At 61.2% G+C, this 17,966-nt stretch carries 23 protein-coding genes and 1 pseudogene; 6 read left to right on the forward strand and 18 right to left on the reverse strand.

What is annotated here, in order from left to right; all coding sequences use genetic code 11:
• Positions 1-20 precede the first annotated feature (20 nt).
• The 4 genes from ACXYMS_RS02930 to lgt form a co-directional block, all read right to left on the reverse strand.
• Positions 21-953, reverse strand: coding sequence for a ribose-phosphate pyrophosphokinase (locus ACXYMS_RS02930; RefSeq protein ID WP_458903526.1), 933 nt, complete (start codon positions 951-953; stop codon positions 21-23).
• A 111-nt stretch (positions 954-1,064) separates the two neighbouring features.
• Positions 1,065-1,832, reverse strand: a complete 768-nt coding sequence (gene pgeF / locus ACXYMS_RS02935) for a peptidoglycan editing factor PgeF (RefSeq protein ID WP_458903527.1) — start codon at positions 1,830-1,832, stop codon at positions 1,065-1,067.
• Positions 1,829-2,920, reverse strand: coding sequence for a class I SAM-dependent methyltransferase (locus tag ACXYMS_RS02940; protein ID WP_458903528.1), 1,092 nt, complete (start codon positions 2,918-2,920; stop codon positions 1,829-1,831). Before ACXYMS_RS02940 ends, pgeF begins: the two co-directional genes overlap by 4 nt.
• On the reverse strand, positions 2,917-3,741 hold the full coding sequence (gene lgt / locus ACXYMS_RS02945; protein WP_458903529.1) for a prolipoprotein diacylglyceryl transferase: 825 nt from the start codon (positions 3,739-3,741) through the stop codon (positions 2,917-2,919). Before lgt ends, ACXYMS_RS02940 begins: the two co-directional genes overlap by 4 nt.
• On the opposite strand from lgt, the gene ACXYMS_RS02950 reads away from it, so the two are divergent.
• Entirely contained in the window at positions 3,735-3,863 is a 129-nt protein-coding gene (locus tag ACXYMS_RS02950) for a hypothetical protein (protein WP_458903530.1), read from the forward strand. The two genes, lgt and ACXYMS_RS02950, sit on opposite strands and share 7 nt — an antisense overlap.
• A 27-nt stretch (positions 3,864-3,890) precedes the next feature.
• Here the strand turns inward: ACXYMS_RS02950 and ACXYMS_RS02955 are convergent, their stop codons facing one another.
• The 3 genes and pseudogenes from ACXYMS_RS02955 to ACXYMS_RS02965 form a co-directional block, all read right to left on the reverse strand.
• A complete protein-coding gene (locus ACXYMS_RS02955; RefSeq protein WP_458903531.1) occupies positions 3,891-5,066 on the reverse strand; it encodes a PAS domain-containing sensor histidine kinase in 1,176 nt (391 codons plus the stop codon).
• Positions 5,059-5,847: an alpha/beta fold hydrolase gene (locus tag ACXYMS_RS02960; RefSeq protein ID WP_458903532.1), complete on the reverse strand. Its 789-nt coding sequence runs from the start codon at positions 5,845-5,847 to the stop codon at positions 5,059-5,061. Before ACXYMS_RS02960 ends, ACXYMS_RS02955 begins: the two co-directional genes overlap by 8 nt.
• Positions 5,848-6,201: 354 nt before the next feature.
• Positions 6,202-6,390 (reverse strand): annotated as a pseudogene (locus tag ACXYMS_RS02965) (hypothetical protein); the annotation flags it as partial.
• A 353-nt stretch (positions 6,391-6,743) separates the two neighbouring features.
• Between ACXYMS_RS02965 and ACXYMS_RS02970 the strand changes: the two are divergent.
• From ACXYMS_RS02970 to proC, 4 genes are all read left to right on the forward strand, one after another.
• Positions 6,744-6,995, forward strand: coding sequence for an accessory factor UbiK family protein (locus ACXYMS_RS02970; protein WP_458903533.1), 252 nt, complete (start codon positions 6,744-6,746; stop codon positions 6,993-6,995).
• 4 nt (positions 6,996-6,999) lie between these two features.
• Positions 7,000-7,599 (forward strand): metallophosphoesterase family protein, encoded by a 600-nt coding sequence (locus ACXYMS_RS02975; protein WP_458903534.1) that lies wholly within the window; start codon positions 7,000-7,002, stop codon positions 7,597-7,599.
• A gap of 405 nt (positions 7,600-8,004) precedes the next feature.
• Positions 8,005-8,505, forward strand: coding sequence for a type III secretion system chaperone family protein (locus ACXYMS_RS02980; protein WP_458903535.1), 501 nt, complete (start codon positions 8,005-8,007; stop codon positions 8,503-8,505).
• On the forward strand, positions 8,505-9,329 hold the full coding sequence (proC, locus tag ACXYMS_RS02985) for a pyrroline-5-carboxylate reductase (RefSeq protein WP_458903536.1): 825 nt from the start codon (positions 8,505-8,507) through the stop codon (positions 9,327-9,329). Before ACXYMS_RS02980 ends, proC begins: the two co-directional genes overlap by 1 nt.
• A gap of 9 nt (positions 9,330-9,338) precedes the next feature.
• On the opposite strand, the gene ACXYMS_RS02990 is transcribed toward proC, so the two are convergent.
• Together ACXYMS_RS02990 and ACXYMS_RS02995 are read right to left on the reverse strand one after the other, a co-directional pair.
• Positions 9,339-9,815 (reverse strand): hypothetical protein, encoded by a 477-nt coding sequence (locus ACXYMS_RS02990; protein ID WP_458903537.1) that lies wholly within the window; start codon positions 9,813-9,815, stop codon positions 9,339-9,341.
• A 114-nt stretch (positions 9,816-9,929) separates the two neighbouring features.
• Positions 9,930-10,445: a MarR family winged helix-turn-helix transcriptional regulator gene (locus ACXYMS_RS02995; protein ID WP_458903538.1), complete on the reverse strand. Its 516-nt coding sequence runs from the start codon at positions 10,443-10,445 to the stop codon at positions 9,930-9,932.
• 134 nt (positions 10,446-10,579) lie between these two features.
• Here ACXYMS_RS02995 and ACXYMS_RS03000 point away from each other — a divergent pair, with 134 nt between their 5' ends.
• On the forward strand, positions 10,580-11,470 hold the full coding sequence (locus ACXYMS_RS03000; protein WP_458903539.1) for a branched-chain amino acid aminotransferase: 891 nt from the start codon (positions 10,580-10,582) through the stop codon (positions 11,468-11,470).
• Between the two features lie 209 nt (positions 11,471-11,679).
• Here the strand turns inward: ACXYMS_RS03000 and ACXYMS_RS03005 are convergent, their stop codons facing one another.
• The 9 genes from ACXYMS_RS03005 to ACXYMS_RS03045 all read right to left on the reverse strand — a co-directional run bounded on the left by ACXYMS_RS03005 (position 11,680) and on the right by ACXYMS_RS03045 (position 17,894).
• Positions 11,680-12,126 (reverse strand): molybdenum cofactor biosynthesis protein MoaE, encoded by a 447-nt coding sequence (locus ACXYMS_RS03005; protein WP_458903540.1) that lies wholly within the window; start codon positions 12,124-12,126, stop codon positions 11,680-11,682.
• A 59-nt stretch (positions 12,127-12,185) separates the two neighbouring features.
• Positions 12,186-12,437, reverse strand: a complete 252-nt coding sequence (locus ACXYMS_RS03010; RefSeq protein ID WP_458903541.1) for a MoaD/ThiS family protein — start codon at positions 12,435-12,437, stop codon at positions 12,186-12,188.
• Positions 12,434-13,000 carry a CDP-diacylglycerol--glycerol-3-phosphate 3-phosphatidyltransferase gene (gene pgsA / locus ACXYMS_RS03015; RefSeq protein ID WP_458903542.1) on the reverse strand — a complete coding sequence of 189 codons (567 nt, stop codon included), beginning with the start codon at positions 12,998-13,000 and terminating at the stop codon, positions 12,434-12,436. Before pgsA ends, ACXYMS_RS03010 begins: the two co-directional genes overlap by 4 nt.
• A 212-nt stretch (positions 13,001-13,212) precedes the next feature.
• Positions 13,213-14,286 carry a 3-deoxy-7-phosphoheptulonate synthase gene (locus tag ACXYMS_RS03020; protein WP_458903543.1) on the reverse strand — a complete coding sequence of 358 codons (1,074 nt, stop codon included), beginning with the start codon at positions 14,284-14,286 and terminating at the stop codon, positions 13,213-13,215.
• Between the two features lie 296 nt (positions 14,287-14,582).
• A complete protein-coding gene (locus ACXYMS_RS03025) occupies positions 14,583-15,086 on the reverse strand; it encodes a pyridoxamine 5'-phosphate oxidase family protein (RefSeq protein WP_458903544.1) in 504 nt (167 codons plus the stop codon).
• Positions 15,087-15,173: 87 nt separating this feature from the next.
• Positions 15,174-15,974, reverse strand: coding sequence for an ABC transporter permease (locus tag ACXYMS_RS03030; protein ID WP_458903545.1), 801 nt, complete (start codon positions 15,972-15,974; stop codon positions 15,174-15,176).
• Positions 15,975-15,976: 2 nt separating this feature from the next.
• The gene (locus ACXYMS_RS03035; RefSeq protein ID WP_458903546.1) at positions 15,977-16,261 is read right to left on the reverse strand and encodes an ABC-2 family transporter protein; all 285 of its coding nucleotides are present in this window, start codon (positions 16,259-16,261) and stop codon (positions 15,977-15,979) included.
• Between the two features lie 129 nt (positions 16,262-16,390).
• Complete coding sequence (locus tag ACXYMS_RS03040; protein WP_458903548.1) at positions 16,391-17,395, reverse strand: ABC transporter ATP-binding protein; 1,005 nt, start codon at positions 17,393-17,395, stop codon at positions 16,391-16,393.
• 70 nt (positions 17,396-17,465) lie between these two features.
• A complete protein-coding gene (locus tag ACXYMS_RS03045; protein WP_458903550.1) occupies positions 17,466-17,894 on the reverse strand; it encodes an ion channel in 429 nt (142 codons plus the stop codon).
• Positions 17,895-17,966: the final 72 nt, after the last annotated feature.

A 17,966-nucleotide genomic window follows, 5' to 3' on the forward strand; every position in this document is an offset into this window, starting at 1 on the left:
TGCTATCGAGGCACAAAGGCCTAGTCGAACAGGCTCGAGACGCTCTGTTCGCTGGCGGTGCGGGCAATGGCCTCGCCGATCAGCGGGGCGATGGACATGGGGCGGATATTGCTCGCCGCCGTGGTGGCCTCGGTGGCAAGGATGGAATCGGTCACCACCAGTTCCTTGAGCTTGCTGGCCGCAATGCGCTCAGCGGCGCCCTCAGACAGCACGCCGTGGGTGATATAAGCCGAGACCTCCTTGGCGCCGGCCTTGAGCAGGGCTTCGGCAGCGTTGACCAAAGTGCCGCCCGAATCCACGATATCGTCGATGAGGATGCAGGTCTGGCCCTCCACATCCCCGATGATGTTCATGACTTCCGAAACACCGGCACGCGGCCGGCGCTTGTCGACAATGGCCAGGCTTGCCCCGATACGGCTGGCGACATTGCGCGCACGAACCACGCCGCCGACATCGGGCGAGACAATCATGACGTTTTTGACGTCGTAATTATCCTTGATGTCGCGCACCATGACCGGTGCGGCGGTCAAATTGTCGGTGGGGATATCGAAGAAGCCCTGGATCTGAGCGGCATGCAGGTCGAGCGTCAGCACGCGATTGGCGCCTGCCTGGGTGATGAGATTGGAGACCAGCTTGGCCGAGATGGGGGTACGGGGGGCCGATTTGCGATCCTGGCGCGCATAGCCGAAATAGGGCAGCACTGCGGTGATGCGGCGGGCCGAGGAGCGACGCAGCGCATCGGCGATGATCAGCAGTTCCATCAGGTTGTCATTGGCCGGGTAACTGGTGGACTGAAGGATGAACACATCCTCGCCGCGCACATTCTCGTGCACCTCGACATAGACTTCCTTGTCGGCGAAGCGCTTGACGGTGCAATCGGTGAGGGGAAGTTCGAGATAGCTGGCAACCGCCTGAGCCAGGGGGCGGTTCGAGTTGCCGGTCACCAGCTTCATGGGCGCGATCCTGTCTCAACCGGTCCCTCGGGGGCGGGACCTTCCAGTTTCGCGGGCAGCTTTAGCGAACAGAGCGGGGACTCGCAACGCCACTTTGGGCGGATGGGTAAATTAAACTTGTGTCATGCCGATGACAGCAACCTGACGTCCAGTGCGGGTGGCCTGATGGGTGGCGTAGCGATGGGAGAAATAGCGCTTCGGCTGGGCATAGGTACAAGAACCGAGCTGATCGATACTGGCGATGCCGGCTGCCCGGAGCTGTGCGGTGACGAAGCCGGGCAGGTCGAAATGGGCGCGCTTTCCCTTTGGCAGGTGGAAATGATGGGCGCCAGCGGGATAACGGGCGAGGAAGTCGGCCATGAACTGGTCCCCGACCTCGTAATTGGCGGCGTGGATTGTGGGGCCAATGGCGGCGCGGATGTTCGAGGGGGTAGCCCCGAGTGCGGCCATTGCCGTGACCGTGTTGACGATAATGCCATCGACAGCGCCGCGCCAGCCGGCATGGGCAGCGCCGATGACGCCGGCTTCGGGGTCGGCAAAGAGGATCGGCGTGCAATCGGCAGTGAGGATGGCAAGGGCCAGGCCTGGCGTGGTGGTAACCATCGCGTCCGCATCGACCGAGCCGGCGGCGATGGGCGCGGAGATCGTTTCGACGCGGTTGGAATGGGTTTGCCGGAGAATAGCAAGCGGGCCGATATCCATTGCAGCAGCGACAGAGAGCCGGTTGACCTCGACCGCGCCGGGCTCATCGCCGACGTTGAGAGACATGTTGAGCCCGGCAAACTCGTTAGTCGAAGCGCCACCCTCACGCCCGAAAAAGCCGTGGCGCAAGTGGGGTATGGTCGTGAGGGCCGGAGCCTCTTCGAATGGGGGCGTCACGGTACGAATCCAACGGGCGCGAGGCCGGGGCTATGGGTGCAGAACACCTTGAACAAGTTGCCCATCTGGTCCTGCCCGACCAGGCGGTCATGTGCGGTCCGGATGTCCGGCGCCGATGCGGGATTGGCGCCGGAAAGGGCCGCAGCACGCTCGCCAATTCCCAGGCGAGTGAGGAACTGGCCCTGTGTGGCGAGGGGCTGGGTGGCAAGGCCCACGCTGCGCGCCACATTGGAGAGGGCGCCAAAATCGACATGAGCGGAGATATCGGTTTCGCCGGGGGCTTCCAGCACATCGGCATAGGCATGGCGGCGGATGCCCTGGAGGGTGTCGCCGGTCTGAGTTGCACCATAGCCATAGTCCACGGCAAGGAGGCTGCCGCCGTGCTTGGCGATCACTTTGCCCAGCCGCGTCAACACTTCGGCGGCGGCAAAGCAAACTTCAAGCATGGTGTCGAGTTCGGCATCGGCAACGGCGTCGGGCATGGACGCAGCGGGAATTGGCGCGGGCGAAAGGCCGAAGGCGCGCTTGCCCTCGACGAGACCAACCTGTCGTTCGTGCCAGCCATCTTCCTTGCGCACGAACTGGCGGATGGGCAGGGCATCGAAGAATTCATTGGCCACGACCAGTACGGGGCCATCATCGAAGCTCTCGAAATCCTGCAGCCATTTCGGGTCATAGGGTTCGAGCCGCGCCTTCTGCTCGGCGATGAGCAGCGGACTGGTTTCAAACAGGCGCAGGTTGAGCGCATCGCGGAAGCCAGGGGCGCGACAGGCGACGCGCAGTATATCGGCCATCAGCGTGCCGCGGCCGGGGCCGAGTTCGAGCAGGGTGAAGGATTTGGGCTCATCCATCTGCTGCCAGAGATTGACCAGCCAGAAGCCGATCAGTTCACCGAACATCTGAGAGATTTCCGGCGCGGTGATGAAATCGCCGCCGCTGCCGATGGGCTCGGCGGCGCGGTAATAGCCCTTGGAGGGATGGGTAAGGCAGTGACCCATATAGGTGGCGACCGAGATGGGGCCAGAGGCAACGATTTGGAGGTCAATCTGCTGTTCGAGCGTGAGGCCGTCTTGTGTCATGTCGGTCATGGGCGCAATGGGTTTTCGCGACGGGAGGCCGCATAGAGGACGAGAATAAGACCGCCGAGCAGGATGGGCAGGCTCAGCACCTGGCCCATGGTCAGCCATCCACCATAGAGGTAGCCAAGCTGCACATCGGGCAGACGCACGAATTCCACGGCGATGCGCGAGAGGGCATAGCCGATGGCGAAGATGCCGGCGACGAGGCCGGGCTTACGCAGGGCATAGAAGACATGAGTGGCGATGCGGATAATGAGGAAGAGCAGGAGGCCCTCCAGCACGGCCTCATAGAGTTGGCTGGGATGGCGGGCGACCTGCAGCGGATCGGTGGGGAAGACGACGCCCCAGGGTACATCGGTGGGCGCACCATAGAGTTCGGCATTGATGAAATTGGCGATCCGGCCGAGGAAGATGCCGATCGTGGCGACGGCGGCGATGAGATCAAGGCCCGAAAGCCAATTGCCGCCCCTGGAGCGGGCAAACAGGATAACGGCCAGCATCAACCCGAGCATGCCGCCATGATAGGACATGCCGCCATCAAGCGTGTTGATGATCTGGCCCGGATTTTCGAGATAATAGGGGAGGTTATAGAACAGGACATAGCCGGCGCGGCCGCCGATGACGATGGCCAGCATGGTCCAGAAGGCGAAGTCCCATATATCCTTGGCGGGAAAGGGCGGCGCCCCGCGATGCCAGAGACGTTGATTGCGCAAAAGCAGATAGCCATAGGCCGCGCCCAGCAGCACCCCGAAAAGATAGGCCAGCGCATACCAGCGAATGGCAATCGGGCCGATGGCTATGGCGATGGGGTCGATATTGGGAAATGGCAAGTCTCGTCTCCGCAGCTCCGACCGGCATGGCGGGCGATTATGGCAGCACCATGTGTGCCGTAACGCGATGCTGCTGGTGGTTCAAGGGCGGGGATGACGCGGACATGCTCTCCTTCGCCTAAATGCGGCCAGAGGCCCGACTGCAGAATTTAGTGTAACGGCATTCGAAAGGTGAAACTGGTCGACTGCCCATCCGATAAAACGTCGATAGTTCCGCCATGGACGCGCGCAATTTCCGAAGCAATATAGAGGCCGAGGCCCAGTCCCCGCGCATTGCTACGCACATGCCCACGATGAAATGGAAGGAACAAGTGCTCGACCATTTCCTGCGGTATAGGCTTGCCGGGGTTGGAGACGCTGAGCAGGAAAGCCCCATCTTCCCCGATGTATGCCCGAACCTCAATCGTGCCCTCCTCTGCCCCATGGGTAACGGCGTTGCCGAGCAGATTGGAGAGCAGCTGCGCGATCCGGCCGTGATCCACGCTCAATGGACGGTCGATGCGCAGGTCTGCGTGGATGATCCGATCGGGGTTGGCCGCTTGTATCTCCTCCACCACCTGGTTCAGGGTGGGCTGTAGAGGTCGATCATTCTCGATTTCGAGAACGATCCCTGCGCCGAGCCGGCTGCGCGCGAGATCCAGGACATTGTCGATTAGTCCGCTCATCCGCGAAACGCTGTTCTTCATCAGGTGCAGAATGACCGGCGTCCGGTCGGTCCAAGCGTCGTCGCGCAACAACTTGCCGATCCCCGCGTCGATGGCGGCCAGGGGGTTGCGCAAGTCGTGTCCAAGGACAGCTACGAACTGTTCCTTCAGTTCCGAGGCTTCTTTCTCCTTCATGAGAATAGCGACCTGCTCGGCCATACCGGCCTGAAGAGATGTCACCATTTCTTCAAGACGCCGACGCGCTTCCCGTTCCGAAGCGCGAGCCTCAACCAATTCGCGCTCGTAGCGCCGCCGGCCTGTCGCCTTGAAGATGGTCAGCCGCGTAAAGACAACTGCACCGGTCAAATCCCTGCGCTCGGCCGCGTTGGCCAGGACGGGCAGAACCTCGCCGTCCGATTTGACAAAATCCAGGGCAACCTCGTGAAAGAAGCCCTGCATCCGCAGAAGCGGCGCGAAATGCGTCTCGTAGAAAATACTACCGGCGACGTTCAGAAGATGCCGCAGGCGCTTGCCGACAATTTCCTCACGCGGCTTGCCAAGCCAGTCGCAAAGAGTCGCGTTGACCTTCGCAATCCGACCGTCCGGCCAAATCGAAATGTACCCGCACGGGGCATTCTCATATAGATCCTCGAGATTTTCGATGGGCCCGTCTTCACACAAAGTTTCGGATCGCCGATATAACTTGATCCGGACCGCTCAGGTTAGGGCAATGTCCGCTGGCATCGAGATAGACGATCTGACTGCCCGAAATAGCGCGGTTAACGTATTCGCCTACTTGTTCGGACGCAATGATGTCATCTCTACATTGCAATATCAAGGTTTGCGCCGTGATCCGGCTCAGGTCCTCCCGATTGTCAGACATAAATGTCACTCTGGCGAACTGCTTGGCAATTTCCGGATCGGTTCGGCAAAAGCTATTGGTCAATTCCTCGCCGAGTTCCGGACGGTCGGGATTCCCCATAATGGCCGGCGCCATGGCTGCCGACCAGCCCATGTGGTTATCGTCGAGCGACCCGAGCAATTCTTCGATCTGGGCAGCGCTGAAGCCTCCGACGTAATCGCCATCATCGATATAACGCGGCGAGGGTCCGACCATGACGAGCTTGCCGAACATGCCAGGTGCTTCGATGGAGGCCAGGGCGCCGATCATGGCGCTGACTGAGTGGCCCACGAATACAGCGTCCTCAAGGTCCAGTTCCTGCCCAATCTCCACAAGGTCCGAGGCATAGCCGTCCAGGTTGTCATATTTCGCGGGATCGTAGGCGGATAGGTCCGATTGGCCAGCACCGACATGGTCGAACAAGATGGTGCGAAACTGATCCCGGAATTCCGGCTCAACGAATCGCCACATGTTCTGGTCACATCCGAAACCATGAGCAAAAATCATGGTTCTGTCCCCTGATCCGTTAATGCGGATATGGTTTCGAGTGATAGTCGACATAATTTCTCCACTGGTCATTCTGACTCTGGTTCCGTTCAGACCGAACAAAAGCTGCACCGAACGCGATTTTTATGCTCGACGCGGTCCCCGCGATCGTCGGATGCTCAAGTACGGGCGAGGAAACCAGCCTAGTTATGTACGGAAAAACGGCACTAGTGAAATGGAATTCACTACGGACCAGAACATCGGGCTCACGAGGAGCGGAGCGCGTGACAAATGCGGCGCTTGGGGTGCTGGCGGAGTTCAGCGCAGGGTGAAGGTCGCCGTCGTTCCACAAGCGCGTCGGAATCGTCAAGGAGATGCATCGGCCAGGTGCAAGGAGGACAGCACTCAGCGCAGGGACACGGCCAGCTTTCACTCGCCGACGAGCCTCAGCACCGCGATCCAGGGATTGGTCTGTCCACCCTCCTTGCGGGGGAGCCGGAGGCCGTTCTGGTCGATGTCGACGCGCTTGCGGCCGACTGAGCCGCCTACATTGCCGCCGATGGTTTCCAGGATGCCCTTGGCCAGGGCGACGCTGACGACGATGTCGGAATGGGAGGGGTAAGAGCCGTCCGCGAGAGTGGCCTACGCGCTTGTATTGCGGGTCCGCCGGCCCGCTCCATGAACGGGTGCGCTATGGTCTATGTCGATGAAGTAGCTGCGGTTTTTCATCTTGCTCCGAGCTCAATTTACGAAGACTACAAGAAGGTTTAGTAGAAATTTTATTGTAGGCATCTCTGGGTGCAAGAATTTTGGTTTGGCAGCAAAGAGCTATTACCACCAGAAAGGCTTGGCGACGAGGAGGGCGCTGGGACCGCAGGCTGCCGCCGCTACGTTCCACCGCACTGGTCAATCCGCTGCCCGTGACTTACATATCAGGCCAGAGCAAACCCTTCACGATGCGGAGCTGAGCCATGAACCAGAACAACAGGATCTTCGACGGGCTGGGCCGGGTGATGAATGAGGCGGCGGGAGTCGCTGACGGCGTACGGCGGGAAGTCGAGACCGTGGTGAAATCCCAGGCGCAGCGGATCGTCAACGATATGGACCTGGTCAAACGCGAGGATTTTGACGCTTTGCGCGAACTTGTGCAGGTGCAGGGCGAGGAAATCGAGGCGCTGCGCAAGGAACTGGCGGCGTTTTCGGGCGGCGAGAGCAAGCCCTGAACTTTTGCGGGTCGCGGTTCTCTCCGACGTTCATGGCAATGTGCCTGCGCTTGACGCCGTGCTCGCGGACATGGCGCGGCAAAGCTTTGACGCGGTGGTGTGCCTGGGCGACCATGTGAGCGGTCCCATCGATCCGGCCGGCGCGCTGGAGCGGATCGTGGCGCTCGGGGCTTTGTGCATCCGCGGCAATCATGATCGCTGGTTTCTGGACCCGTCACTGCGGAGCGATCCGTGGTCGGTCGACATGTTTGCCCGCGAGCGTTTGAGCACCGGGCAGTTGGGCTGGTTGGGCGCATTAAAGGCGACGGAGAACCTGGGCGACTATGTCTTTCTGTGCCACGGCACGCCCGGCGACGACGAGGCGCCGTGGCTCGACAATTTCTACAATGACCGCAGCACTATACTGCCCTCGGAGGAAAAAGTGGCGCGGGAGGCTGCGGGGATCGCGCAGAGCGTGATCCTTTGCGGGCATACGCATATTGCGCGCACGCTGCGGCTTTCCGATGGGCGACGGATCGTCAATCCCGGGTCGGTAGGGATGCAATTGGCGCGCGGTACGCCGGACGCCCATTATGCTGTGATCGAAAAGCGGCAGAATGGCTGACAGACGGCACTGATCGGGGTGCCCTATGACACTGACGCCGCGGTGCGGCTGGCCAAGGCGAACGGCTTTCCGGGCTGGGGCGAGGCGATCCGTTTCGGCTGGGCGGGGCCGGAGAGCCTGGGGTAGGGCCTGGGCTGACCCTGGCTGTGAACAAGACCCAATCCGGCACAGGTGTGATCCGCCTGTTAATCGCCCGTTAACCCTTGGGCCGCGATCATCATCCACAAGGAAATGGTGTTCTCCGATCCCGTCGCGTCCCCTGAATCAGTGACGCAGTGTAGGGTTGATTGCGGAGGACGATTCGAATGCCGCTGTTGCGGCGATGTTTGTTCCCCAGCGTATCCGAAGAGTGGCGGCCAAGAGGCCGCGTGGACGAAAAACGCCTTTTGAGGACGGACTATCTGCATGTCCCTGATTGAATTCGAGCCCGACCGGACGTCCCACCCCGTGGATCTTGTCGAGCACATCGCTTCGATCAACGACTGGAATTTCGAACGGCAGGATGCCGACGAAATCTCCATTTCCGTCCGTGGCGGGTGGAGCGATTATCACGTGTCGTTCAACTGGATGGAGGACCTCGAGTCGCTCCATATCGCCTGCGCCTTCGACCTGAAGGTGCCCGATGGGCGGCGGGCCGAGATCAAGCAGTTGATCAGCCTGATCAACGAGCAGCTCTGGATTGGTCATTTTGATATCTGGAATAAGGAAGGCGTGGTGCTGTTCCGCAATTCGCATCTGCTGACCGGCGGCGCTGATGTGTCGCCACAGCAATGCGAGGCGCTGCTGCGCTCGGCCACCGACAGCTGCGATCTCTACTACCAGGCGTTTCAGTTCGTGGTCTGGGCGGGCAAGTCCGCTGCCGACGCGCTGAGCCATGTGATGTTCGAGACGGTAGGCGAAGCCTGATGACACAAAACCTCCGAAGCTTGGGGCCCGTGATGCTGGTTGGCGCCGGCAAGATGGGAATGGCGCTGGCGCGCGGCTGGCTTGATGCGGGCCTGCCATCAGGCAATCTGGTGCTGATCGATCCCTCGCCGAGCGAAGGGGCCAAGGCGCTGGCGGCCGACTATGACCTAATCATCCATGCCGAGGCGGCGGGGCTAGAGCCCAATGTGCTGGTGCTGGCGGTCAAGCCGCAGAGCGTCGACACGGTCATGGAGGGCCTCGCGCCCGTCGTGGGACCGCAGACATTGGTGCTGTCAATCGCCGCTGGCATTTCCATCGCGCGACTGGCGGGCGGCTTCGAAACCGGCCGCGTGGTCCGCACCATGCCCAATACGCCGGCCCAGATCGGCAAAGGCATCACCGGCGCGGTGGCGGGACCGGATATTGGAGCGGACGATCGCGTGGCCGTGGACGCACTGCTGTCAGCAGCGGGGCAGGTGGCCTGGTTCGATACTGAAGGTGATCTCGATGCTGTGACGGCAGTTTCCGGTTCGGGACCAGCCTATGTGTTCAACCTGGTCGAAGCGCTGGCGGCAGCCGGGGTGGCACAGGGGCTGCCAGAGAATGTGGCCATGCAGTTGGCGCGCCAGACCGTGATTGGTTCGGCGGCGCTGATGGAGGCCGACCCGGCCCCGGCCAGCGTGTTGCGGCAGAATGTGACTTCTCCCAATGGCACCACGGCCGCAGCGCTTGCTGTGCTAATGGCCGGTGACGGGCTGACCCCGCTCGTGGGGCGGGCGGTGGATGCGGCGCGCAAACGCAGCGAGGAACTGGGCCGCGGCTAAACAGCCGGGTTAGCGCGGATCGCTGCGGCGGTCAGTTTTCTGCGAGAACTGGGCCTGAATGGACCTGATCCACTCCAGCATGTCCCAGTCTTCGGCCGCGACGGCGCTCTCAGCACTATCCAGAGCAATATGGGCCGACATCAGATCGCCGTCTTCTCCATTGACCAGGTGGCGCTGAAAATAGGCCAACGCCAGGTTGGTGTCGGAAACTGCACTGCTGCCGTCGCCCTTGCCGAGGTTATGCCCCATGCGGGCCTGGGTGAGCAGGTCGATCGCCAGTGTCAGCATGCGTTCCCGGTCCGGGCTTGTCGGACCGGAGCGGACCTCGTGCAGCAGGAGCGCGCCGTAGTTGGCGAATGCTTCGGTCTTGGCGGTAGGAAGATCATCCAGGGCCGGTTCGGCCAGGACCTGCCGATAAAGCGTTGCAGCCTCGGAGAGGCGATCGGCCCGGATATGCCCCTCGGCGGTCGTCAGAAGGTCAAGCACCTGCTCTCGATCCAGTCCTTTGGGGTGGGGAACAGCCATTGCCGTCACGATATCATCCTCGGTCGTCCCTCGACGGATGGAATGGTCTTCAGTCGATGACACCGAAGTGCAAAGTCAGAGCTTGGCCGTAAGATTGAGCCTGTCCAATACCGGCCGATCAGCAGGGTCGACCATTCCGACAAGAAACTGACGGACGGTACGGGCCGCTTCCGGTGGCATGGCCGCTATAGCCGAGTCAATACGACTTGCTTGCGTTGCCGATAATTGCGCGAAAAAGGCCCGTCCCTTGTCGGTGGCGTGCAGCAGGCGCTGGCGCCGGTCGGCGTGGCCGGTGCGCTGCTCGACATACCCATTGTCGATGAGCTGACGCAGTACCCGGGCCAGGCTCTGCTTGGTAATCTTGAGTATGTCGAGCAGGTCGGCCACCGGCATGCCGGGCCGGAGATTGACGAAGTAGAGGACGCGGTGATGGGCACGGCCGAACCCCTGCCTTTCAAGCAAGGCATCGGCGTCGCCGGTGAAGTCGCGATAGGCGAAAAAGAACAGTCCCATAATGTCGAGGGGAAGATGCGCCTGATCGGCCAGGGAATTTATGTCAGCTATGTTGACATTGTTTTGATCCGCTGGCATGGTTCCTCCGTCAGCGCCGCTGTTTCGTCTTATCCCAAAGCCATTCCGGTTTGCCAAGGGTATGACCCTGATGCATGATTGACGGAATGGTCGGTTCACAAGAACGGCGCGGGAACAGATTTCGGAGAGGAACGATGGCAGGCCTGCCTATGGACCAGCGTGAAGGCTGGATCTGGTTTGACGGCGAACTCAAACCCTGGAAAGACGCGAAAGTGCATGTGCTGACGCATGGTCTGCACTATGCCAGCTCCGTATTCGAGGGCGAGCGCGCCTATGGCGGGGAGATATTCAGGTCCCGCGACCATACCGAGCGACTGATAGGCTCGGCGGCCACGCTGGACATGCCATTCCCCTATTCGGTCGACGAGATCGAGGGGGCCAAGCGCCTGGTGCTGGAAAAGAACAATCTGGTCGACGCCTATGTGCGTCCCGTTGCCTGGCGCGGCTCGGAAGAGCTCTCGGTGCCGGCGCGCAACAACAAGGTGCATGTGGCCATCGCCGCCTGGGTGTGGCCGAGCTATTTCTCTGTAGAGGAAAAGCTCAAGGGCATTCGCCTTGAATGGAGCAAGTGGAAGCGCCCGAGCCCGGAAACCATTCCGTCCTCGGCCAAGGCGGCAGGTCTCTACATGATCTGCACGCTGTCGAAAGACGCGGCCATGGCCAATGGCTATGCCGATGCGCTGATGCTGGACTATCGCGGCTATGTGGCCGAAGCGACCGGCGCCAATGTGTTCTTCATCAAGGGCAAGGACATCATCACTCCGACGCCCGATTGCTTCCTCAATGGCCTGACGCGCCAGACGCTGATCAGCTTGGCCAAGGAGAACGGGTTCACCGTCACCGAGCGGCATATCATGCCCGAGGAGTTGAGCCAGTTCGACGAATGCTTCCTGACCGGCACAGCGGCCGAAGTGACACCGGTTTCGGTGGTCGGGGACTACAAGTTTACCCCAGGCGAAGGATGCCGGACGCTCATCGACGCCTATGCGGTGGCCGTCCAGCCCAAGCGGGCGGCGGCGGAATAAGGATTTCGCTGGATTGGACTTATGGGGTCGGGCCAAGAGGTCCGGCCTTTTTTGTTTTGGTCACATCTGCCGCCACTCCACAGATCGTCATCCTCGGGCTTGACCCGAGGATGCTGTACTTTCTTGAAGTGTCGGCAAGTGAAGAGCTCTCGGTTCAAGCCCGAGGGTGAAGATCGTGTGTATGGAGATGTCGAGCGAGCATAAATGCCTTAACTCGCCCACCGCTCCCGAGCCGCATCGTCTTCCGCCTTCGCTTCGACCCAGCGAAGTCCTGTCGCGGTCTCTTCCTGTTTCCAAAAAGGAGCGTCGGTCTTGAGATAGTCCATCAGGAATTGCGCGCCATCGAAGGCGGGCTGGCGGTGAGGGGCTAGGGTGAGGACCATCATGATGGTTTCGCCGGGCACGAGGCGCCCGTGGCGGTGGAATATCGCGGCGTCGATCAGGCCGAAGCGGTCGATTGCGATGTCGCGGATGGCGGCGAGCTCGTTTTCGGCCAGTTCGGGATAGCATTCGAGGATCAGTGCACTGATGGGGTCGTCAGGGCGCGAGCGGACGATGCCGGTGAAAGTCACCATGGCGCCTGCCTCGGTATGGGCGGATTGGAAGGCATTGGCTTCGATGCCGGGATCGAAAGGGGCGCTGGTGACGATAATCATCGAAAACTCCACTCCGCGACATCGCCCTTCGACAGGCTCAGGATGAGGTCTTTGAGAGATCAGCCGCCGGTCATGGGCGGCAGGATGGCGATTTCGCTGGCGCCAGCAATGGGCGCGTCCCAGGTTACAATGCGGGCATCGAGAGCGAACTTGAAGATGGCCGGATTGGTCATGGCAAGGTCAAGCGTTTCGTCCCGGCTCCGCAGCCAGGCCACCAGATCGGCCATGGTGACGACTTCGGGAGGAGGCGAAACCTCGTCGCTGCCGCGGTTGAGGCGCTCGCGCAGCCAGGCGAAGTAGAGCACTTTCATTTGCCCGTGCCCGACAGGTGCGGCCAAGAGGCGCGCAGATATTCCCAGCCGGTCCAGATGGTGATGACGCCGGCAATCCAGAGGACCAGATCGGACACCAGGACGAGACCAGGAACGATGGGCTCGGCCAGGATGAGGCCGAGGGCCATGAGCTGGGCAGTGGTCTTCCACTTGGCAAGTTTGCTGACGTTGAGGACCACGGTCTTGTTTCCCAAAAACTCGCGCAGACCCGGAATGAAGAATTCGCGCAGCAGGATGGCGATGGCCGGAAACATGTCGAGGGCCGAGAGGCTGCTGTCCCAGGCGAGGACGGCGATGAGCACGCCGACCAGCAATTTGTCGGCAATGGGATCGAGCATGCGGCCGAGATCGGAATATTGACCCATCGCGCGGGCCAGATAGCCATCTATCCAGTCACTGACGGCGGCTGCAATATAGAGAAACAAGGCGATCGAGCGGGCCGCAGGTGGACCAGACATCACCAGGGCAGCGATGGGTATGATCGCCAGGATGCGGGCGATGGTGATCATGTTGGGAACGAGCAGCAGCGGATTTCTGGTCATGGCCGGAGAGAACAGGATGGCGGGGTGGGGGTCAAGTACGATGCGAAAGACAGGAGCGCTTTGAAAGGCCGACACCCCGCCCTGCTTCGCGACGGAGTTCGCAAGGGCTAAGCCCTGCTCAGCTTCTCTCCCACAAGGAGGAGGAGAGGAGGAACCGAGGCGCCATACCCTGCGCCCTCCCCCTTGTGGGGAGGGAATTAGGGTGCGGGTTGTTACGCCACCGCCTTCCTGTTGACCGCGCGGCGTTTTTCGACGGCGTCGGCGAGTTCGGCGAGGGCGGTGACGGTGGTGTCCCAATCGATGCAGCCATCGGTGATGGACTGGCCATAGACCAGGTCCTGGCCAGGGACGAGGTCCTGGCGGCCGGCGACCAGGTTGGATTCCACCATGACGCCGATGATGCGCCTGTCGCCATTGGCGAGCTGCGCACCGATATCAGCTAGGATCAGAGGCTGGTTTTCCGGGTTTTTAGAGGAATTGGCGTGGCTAGCGTCGATCATGATCGCCGGGTTGAGGCCGGCCCTCTGCGCAGCACTTGCGGCGGCCTCGACGCTGTCGGCGCTGTAATTGGTGGTCTTGCCGCCGCGCAGGATGATGTGACAGTCCTCGTTGCCGGTGGTGGCCGCGATGGCCGAGCGCCCATCCTTGGTGACGGCCATAAAATGGTGCGGCTGGCCGGCGGAAAGGACGGCGTCGAGCGCGATCTTGATATTGCCATCGGTGCCGTTCTTGAAGCCGACCGGGCAGGAAAGGCCCGAGGCCAGTTCGCGGTGGATCTGGCTTTCGGTGGTGCGGGCGCCGATGGCGGCCCAGGCGACCAGGTCGGCCAGGTATTGCGGCGTCGTCATATCAAGGAATTCGCAGGCTGCCGGGATGCCGAGATTATTGATGTCGAGCAGCAGGGCGCGGGCGGAGTGCAGGCCCTGGGTGATATTGAAGCTGCCGTCCATATCGGGGTCGTTGATCAGACCCTTCCAGCCCACTGTGGTGCGCGGCTTTTCGAAATAGACGCGCATGATGATCTCGAGCCGGTCGCCAAGCTGTTCGCGCAGGGCGAAGAGACGGCCGGCATAATCCATGGCGGCGGCGGGGTCATGGATGGAGCAGGGTCCGACAACGACGGCGAGGCGGTCATCCTGGCCGGTGAGGATATTGTGGACGTCGTGGCGGGCGGCGATGACGGTGCGAGTGGCGCCGTCGGTCCGCGGATGGGTGCGCATCACCTCGATGGGCGTAGGCAGCGGCTTGATTTCAGTGATGCGGAGGTCGTCGGTGGACTTGAGCATTTCGTTGGTCTTTCTCGATTTTACGCGAGGGGCCAACAAAAAGCCGCCTCGGAAGTCGGGCGGCTGGCTTGCGATCTGGTGTTTTTGGTCTGGGGTCAGAACACGCGCGCGATAGCCTCCGCTGGGAGCGGATAGCTAAAATACCAGAAGAAGGTCGCGGCGTTGGTCATGGGCAATTTGTAGTTCAGGATGCGAGGGGTTGTCGAGTCCCGACTTTGGTAGGGAGCAGGACTTCACTCTTTGGTCCCCCCTCGTACCGGGTCGAGGGGGGGGACGATCTATGAACGCCGAGGTCGTTACATTTGCGCCTTGCCGGTGTCACCCATGTCGGGCTTCGCGCCGGTGGTAGCAGCGGCGAGCATCTTGGCTCCAGCAACCAGCATGTTGGGACTGTCCCACACTTCACCGTCCTCCGGGGTCACTTTCAGCAGCCTGATCTGGGGGTCGCTTGCATCGTCCCACCAGGCCTTGTCGAAATTCGTCCAAAGCTCTTCGATTTTGGCGCGGTCGTTTGAGACCACCGCTTCACCGGCAATCACCACATATTTGTGGCCGCCATTGTCGGCCCAGGCGAGGGACACGTGCGGGAACTTGTCGATTTCAGTGAGCTTGTGACCCTCAATGTCCGTGAGGAAGTAAATGGCGTGTTCGTCGCGGCGAACGCGAGACCCCATAGGGCGGCTGCGCTGCTGTTCGCCGTCCCAGGTGGTGAGCATGCAGATGTTGATTTTGTCGGCCAATTCCCAGATGCGGTCATTGGCTTCTTCCGGCGAGAGCGTGTCGGCGTGCTGATCGGTCATGATGGGTGCTCCGTGGTTCTGTGAACGAACGGCCCAAGCGGGGAAGAGTTGCGACAACTAATGTCCCATCAATTCATGCCGCGCGCTTCAGCCGCCGGCGCCCTGGTAGTTGCGCAGGCACCAGCGCCAGTGTGCCATGGCAATAAGGACGCAGAATGGACCAGCGGCAATGGCGGCGAGGGGCGCCATGTCGCCGATCAACGGCACGGATTTTCCAAGGATTGCGGCGACGGGCACATAGGCGAGGAAAGCCAATGGCGCAATGGTCAGCATCAGAACCTGCAGGGGAAGGGGGAAGATGTTGAGCGGGTAGCGGGCCAGTTCCCAGAAGCCGAAGAAGATCTGGTAAAGGTGGTTGGACTTGACCCAAACCAGCGCCGTCGCGCCGATCATGGTCATGAGGGCTGCCACAATCATGGCGGCGCTGACGAGGCACCCCAGCACGAAGAGCGCCAGCAGCGGTGTCCAGGTCACGTCGACCTGGGTTAGCGACCAGAACATGAGACCGATGGCCAGCACGATGTGGCCGGCATAGCCGATATTGAGCCCGGAAAAGACCAGATAGGTCCAGGGACCGATGGGTTTGACCAGGATGGCATCGAACGTCCCCATCCGGACCTTGTCCTCAATTTCGCGGAACTGCACGAAACTGAGCGAGGCGCCGAGCGAGTAAGCGAGCAGGTGGAACGACAGCAGCAGGGCCATTTCGGGCCATTCCCAACCGCCTAGGGTGCCGAAGCGCGCCAGAATCAGCGCGATGGCCGTGTACATCGAACCATAGGCGGCAAACTGGGAGAGCCAGCCGAGGATCATGGCGCCCGGATATTCAACCTTGCTCTTGACGAAGGTGTGCACGAGGGCCGGAATGATGATGTGCAGACGTGTCATGGTCAGCCACCCTGCACGATGAGGCGATGGCGCGCCTTCGCCCAGAGCCAGGCGAGGAAGGCGAGCAGCACGGCGAACCAGCAGAGGCCGATGCCGAAATAGAGCACGGATTCGGTGACGCCCAGTTGCCCGATATAGACGGCCGCCGGGTAATATGAGACCCAGGCAAAGGGCAGGTGGCCCGCGATTGCGGCCAACCAGTAGGGAAAGAACCAAAGCGGGACCAGACCACCGGCGAGCAAGGTCATGATGGAATTGAAGAACCAGTCGAGCGAGTCGGTGGTCATCAGCCAGAAGGCGGCCAGCCCCAGCGAACATGAAGACCAGTTCGCCGAACACCCCCGACCAGACTTGGTTACGATAGGCGAGACGCGCCTGGAAGGCGGTGGCGGTGAAGGCAGGGTAGGCCCTGAGCTTCATGCCCTTGCTCCGGTCAGATTCGGCTTGTTTTGATAGAAGGTGCGGATCACCTCCTCGATGTCGGGCTCTTCAAGCTTGACGTCCTTGAGGCCGTGACCGCGCCCGAGTTCGCCCAGCACGTCGAGAAGCGAGACGTTTTCGTCCTCAAGCAGATAGTGCTTGGCGGCGCCTTCGTCGGCGGCGAGCATGGCGGTGGTCAGGGTGATAGGGCCGGGATCGGTGGCGAACTCGAGCGTCAGGCGGCGGCGGGAGCCGAGGGTGGCGCGGAGGTGCCTGAGCTCGCCATCGAACAGCAGCATGCCGTCGTCGACCATGATGAGGCGGGGACAGATCTCCTCAATGTCGACCAGATCGTGGGTGGTGAGAATGATGGTGGTGCCGCGCTGCTTGTTGACCTCGGAGAGGAACTTGCGCACCGCGTCCTTGGCGACGACGTCGAGGCCGATGGTCGGTTCGTCAAGGAACAGGATTTTCGGATCGTGCAGCAGCGCCATGGCGATCTCGGCACGCATGCGCTGGCCCAGGCTCAGCTGGCGCACCGGGCGATCGAGGAAAGACGCCATGTCGAGCATCTGGGTGAGATAGGCAAGGTTGCCGGCAAAGCGCGGTTCGGCAATGTCGTAGATATGGCGGTTGAGCGCGAAACTGTCGCGCGCCGGCAGATCCCACCAGAGCTGGCTGCGCTGGCCGAAGACCACGCCGATCTCGCGGGCGTTGACCATGCGATTGGCATGTGGCTCGCGGCCCAGAACCGAGAGGGCGCCGGCGCTGGGGGCGAGGATGCCTGTCATCATCTTGATCATGGTCGACTTGCCGGCACCGTTGGGCCCGAGATAGCCGACCACCTCGCCGGGCTGGATCGCGAAGCTGATGCCGTCGACGGCGCGGATTTCCGTGTAGTCGCGGGAGACCAGGCTTTTGAGCGCGCCACCGAAACCGGAAAGGCGCTTGAGCTGGCGGAAAGTCTTGCTCACGCCAGTGGCGGAAATGATCGGTGACATCGGGTTGGCTCCCCTGGGGAAGGGAAGCTAACTGATTCTCGGGGAATTGCGGCAATGGTGGCAGCGAAACTTAGTCGGACCAGCCCTGCTGCATCAGGGTATAGGCGAAGGACGCGGTCCAGCCGATCAGGGCGAAGCCGTTCAGAGCCTCGATTCCGGAGATGATCCGCAGAGCGCCCATTGGGTAGATGTCACCGACGCCAAGTGTAGTGTAGCTCATCAAGGAAAAGTAGAGTGGATCTAGGAAACCACCTTGCAACTCTCCTTCAAGGGAGCCGAAGAAGGGTTGCAGGTTCATCAGGTAGTATATCACCGCGTATATGAACACGCCGATTATTTGCGCGACGGTAACGCTAGCCATCCCGACAAACACGCCGGTTCGCCGCGACAGACCGCTGCCTTGTAGAATAGTGCGCCCAACTAACATGGACTGGTAGTGCAGCAGCACAGAGGCGGCCATTGCCGCGAAGCCGATCAGGGTGGCTAGAACGATGCTCATGCCGGAATCTCCATTGCCTTAGCAAAATGGAAACCAAGCTTGTCTGTTCCCTTTCTGGCAAATCGGCCTGCC

It is taken from the genome of Devosia sp. CAU 1758, assembly GCF_054482695.1.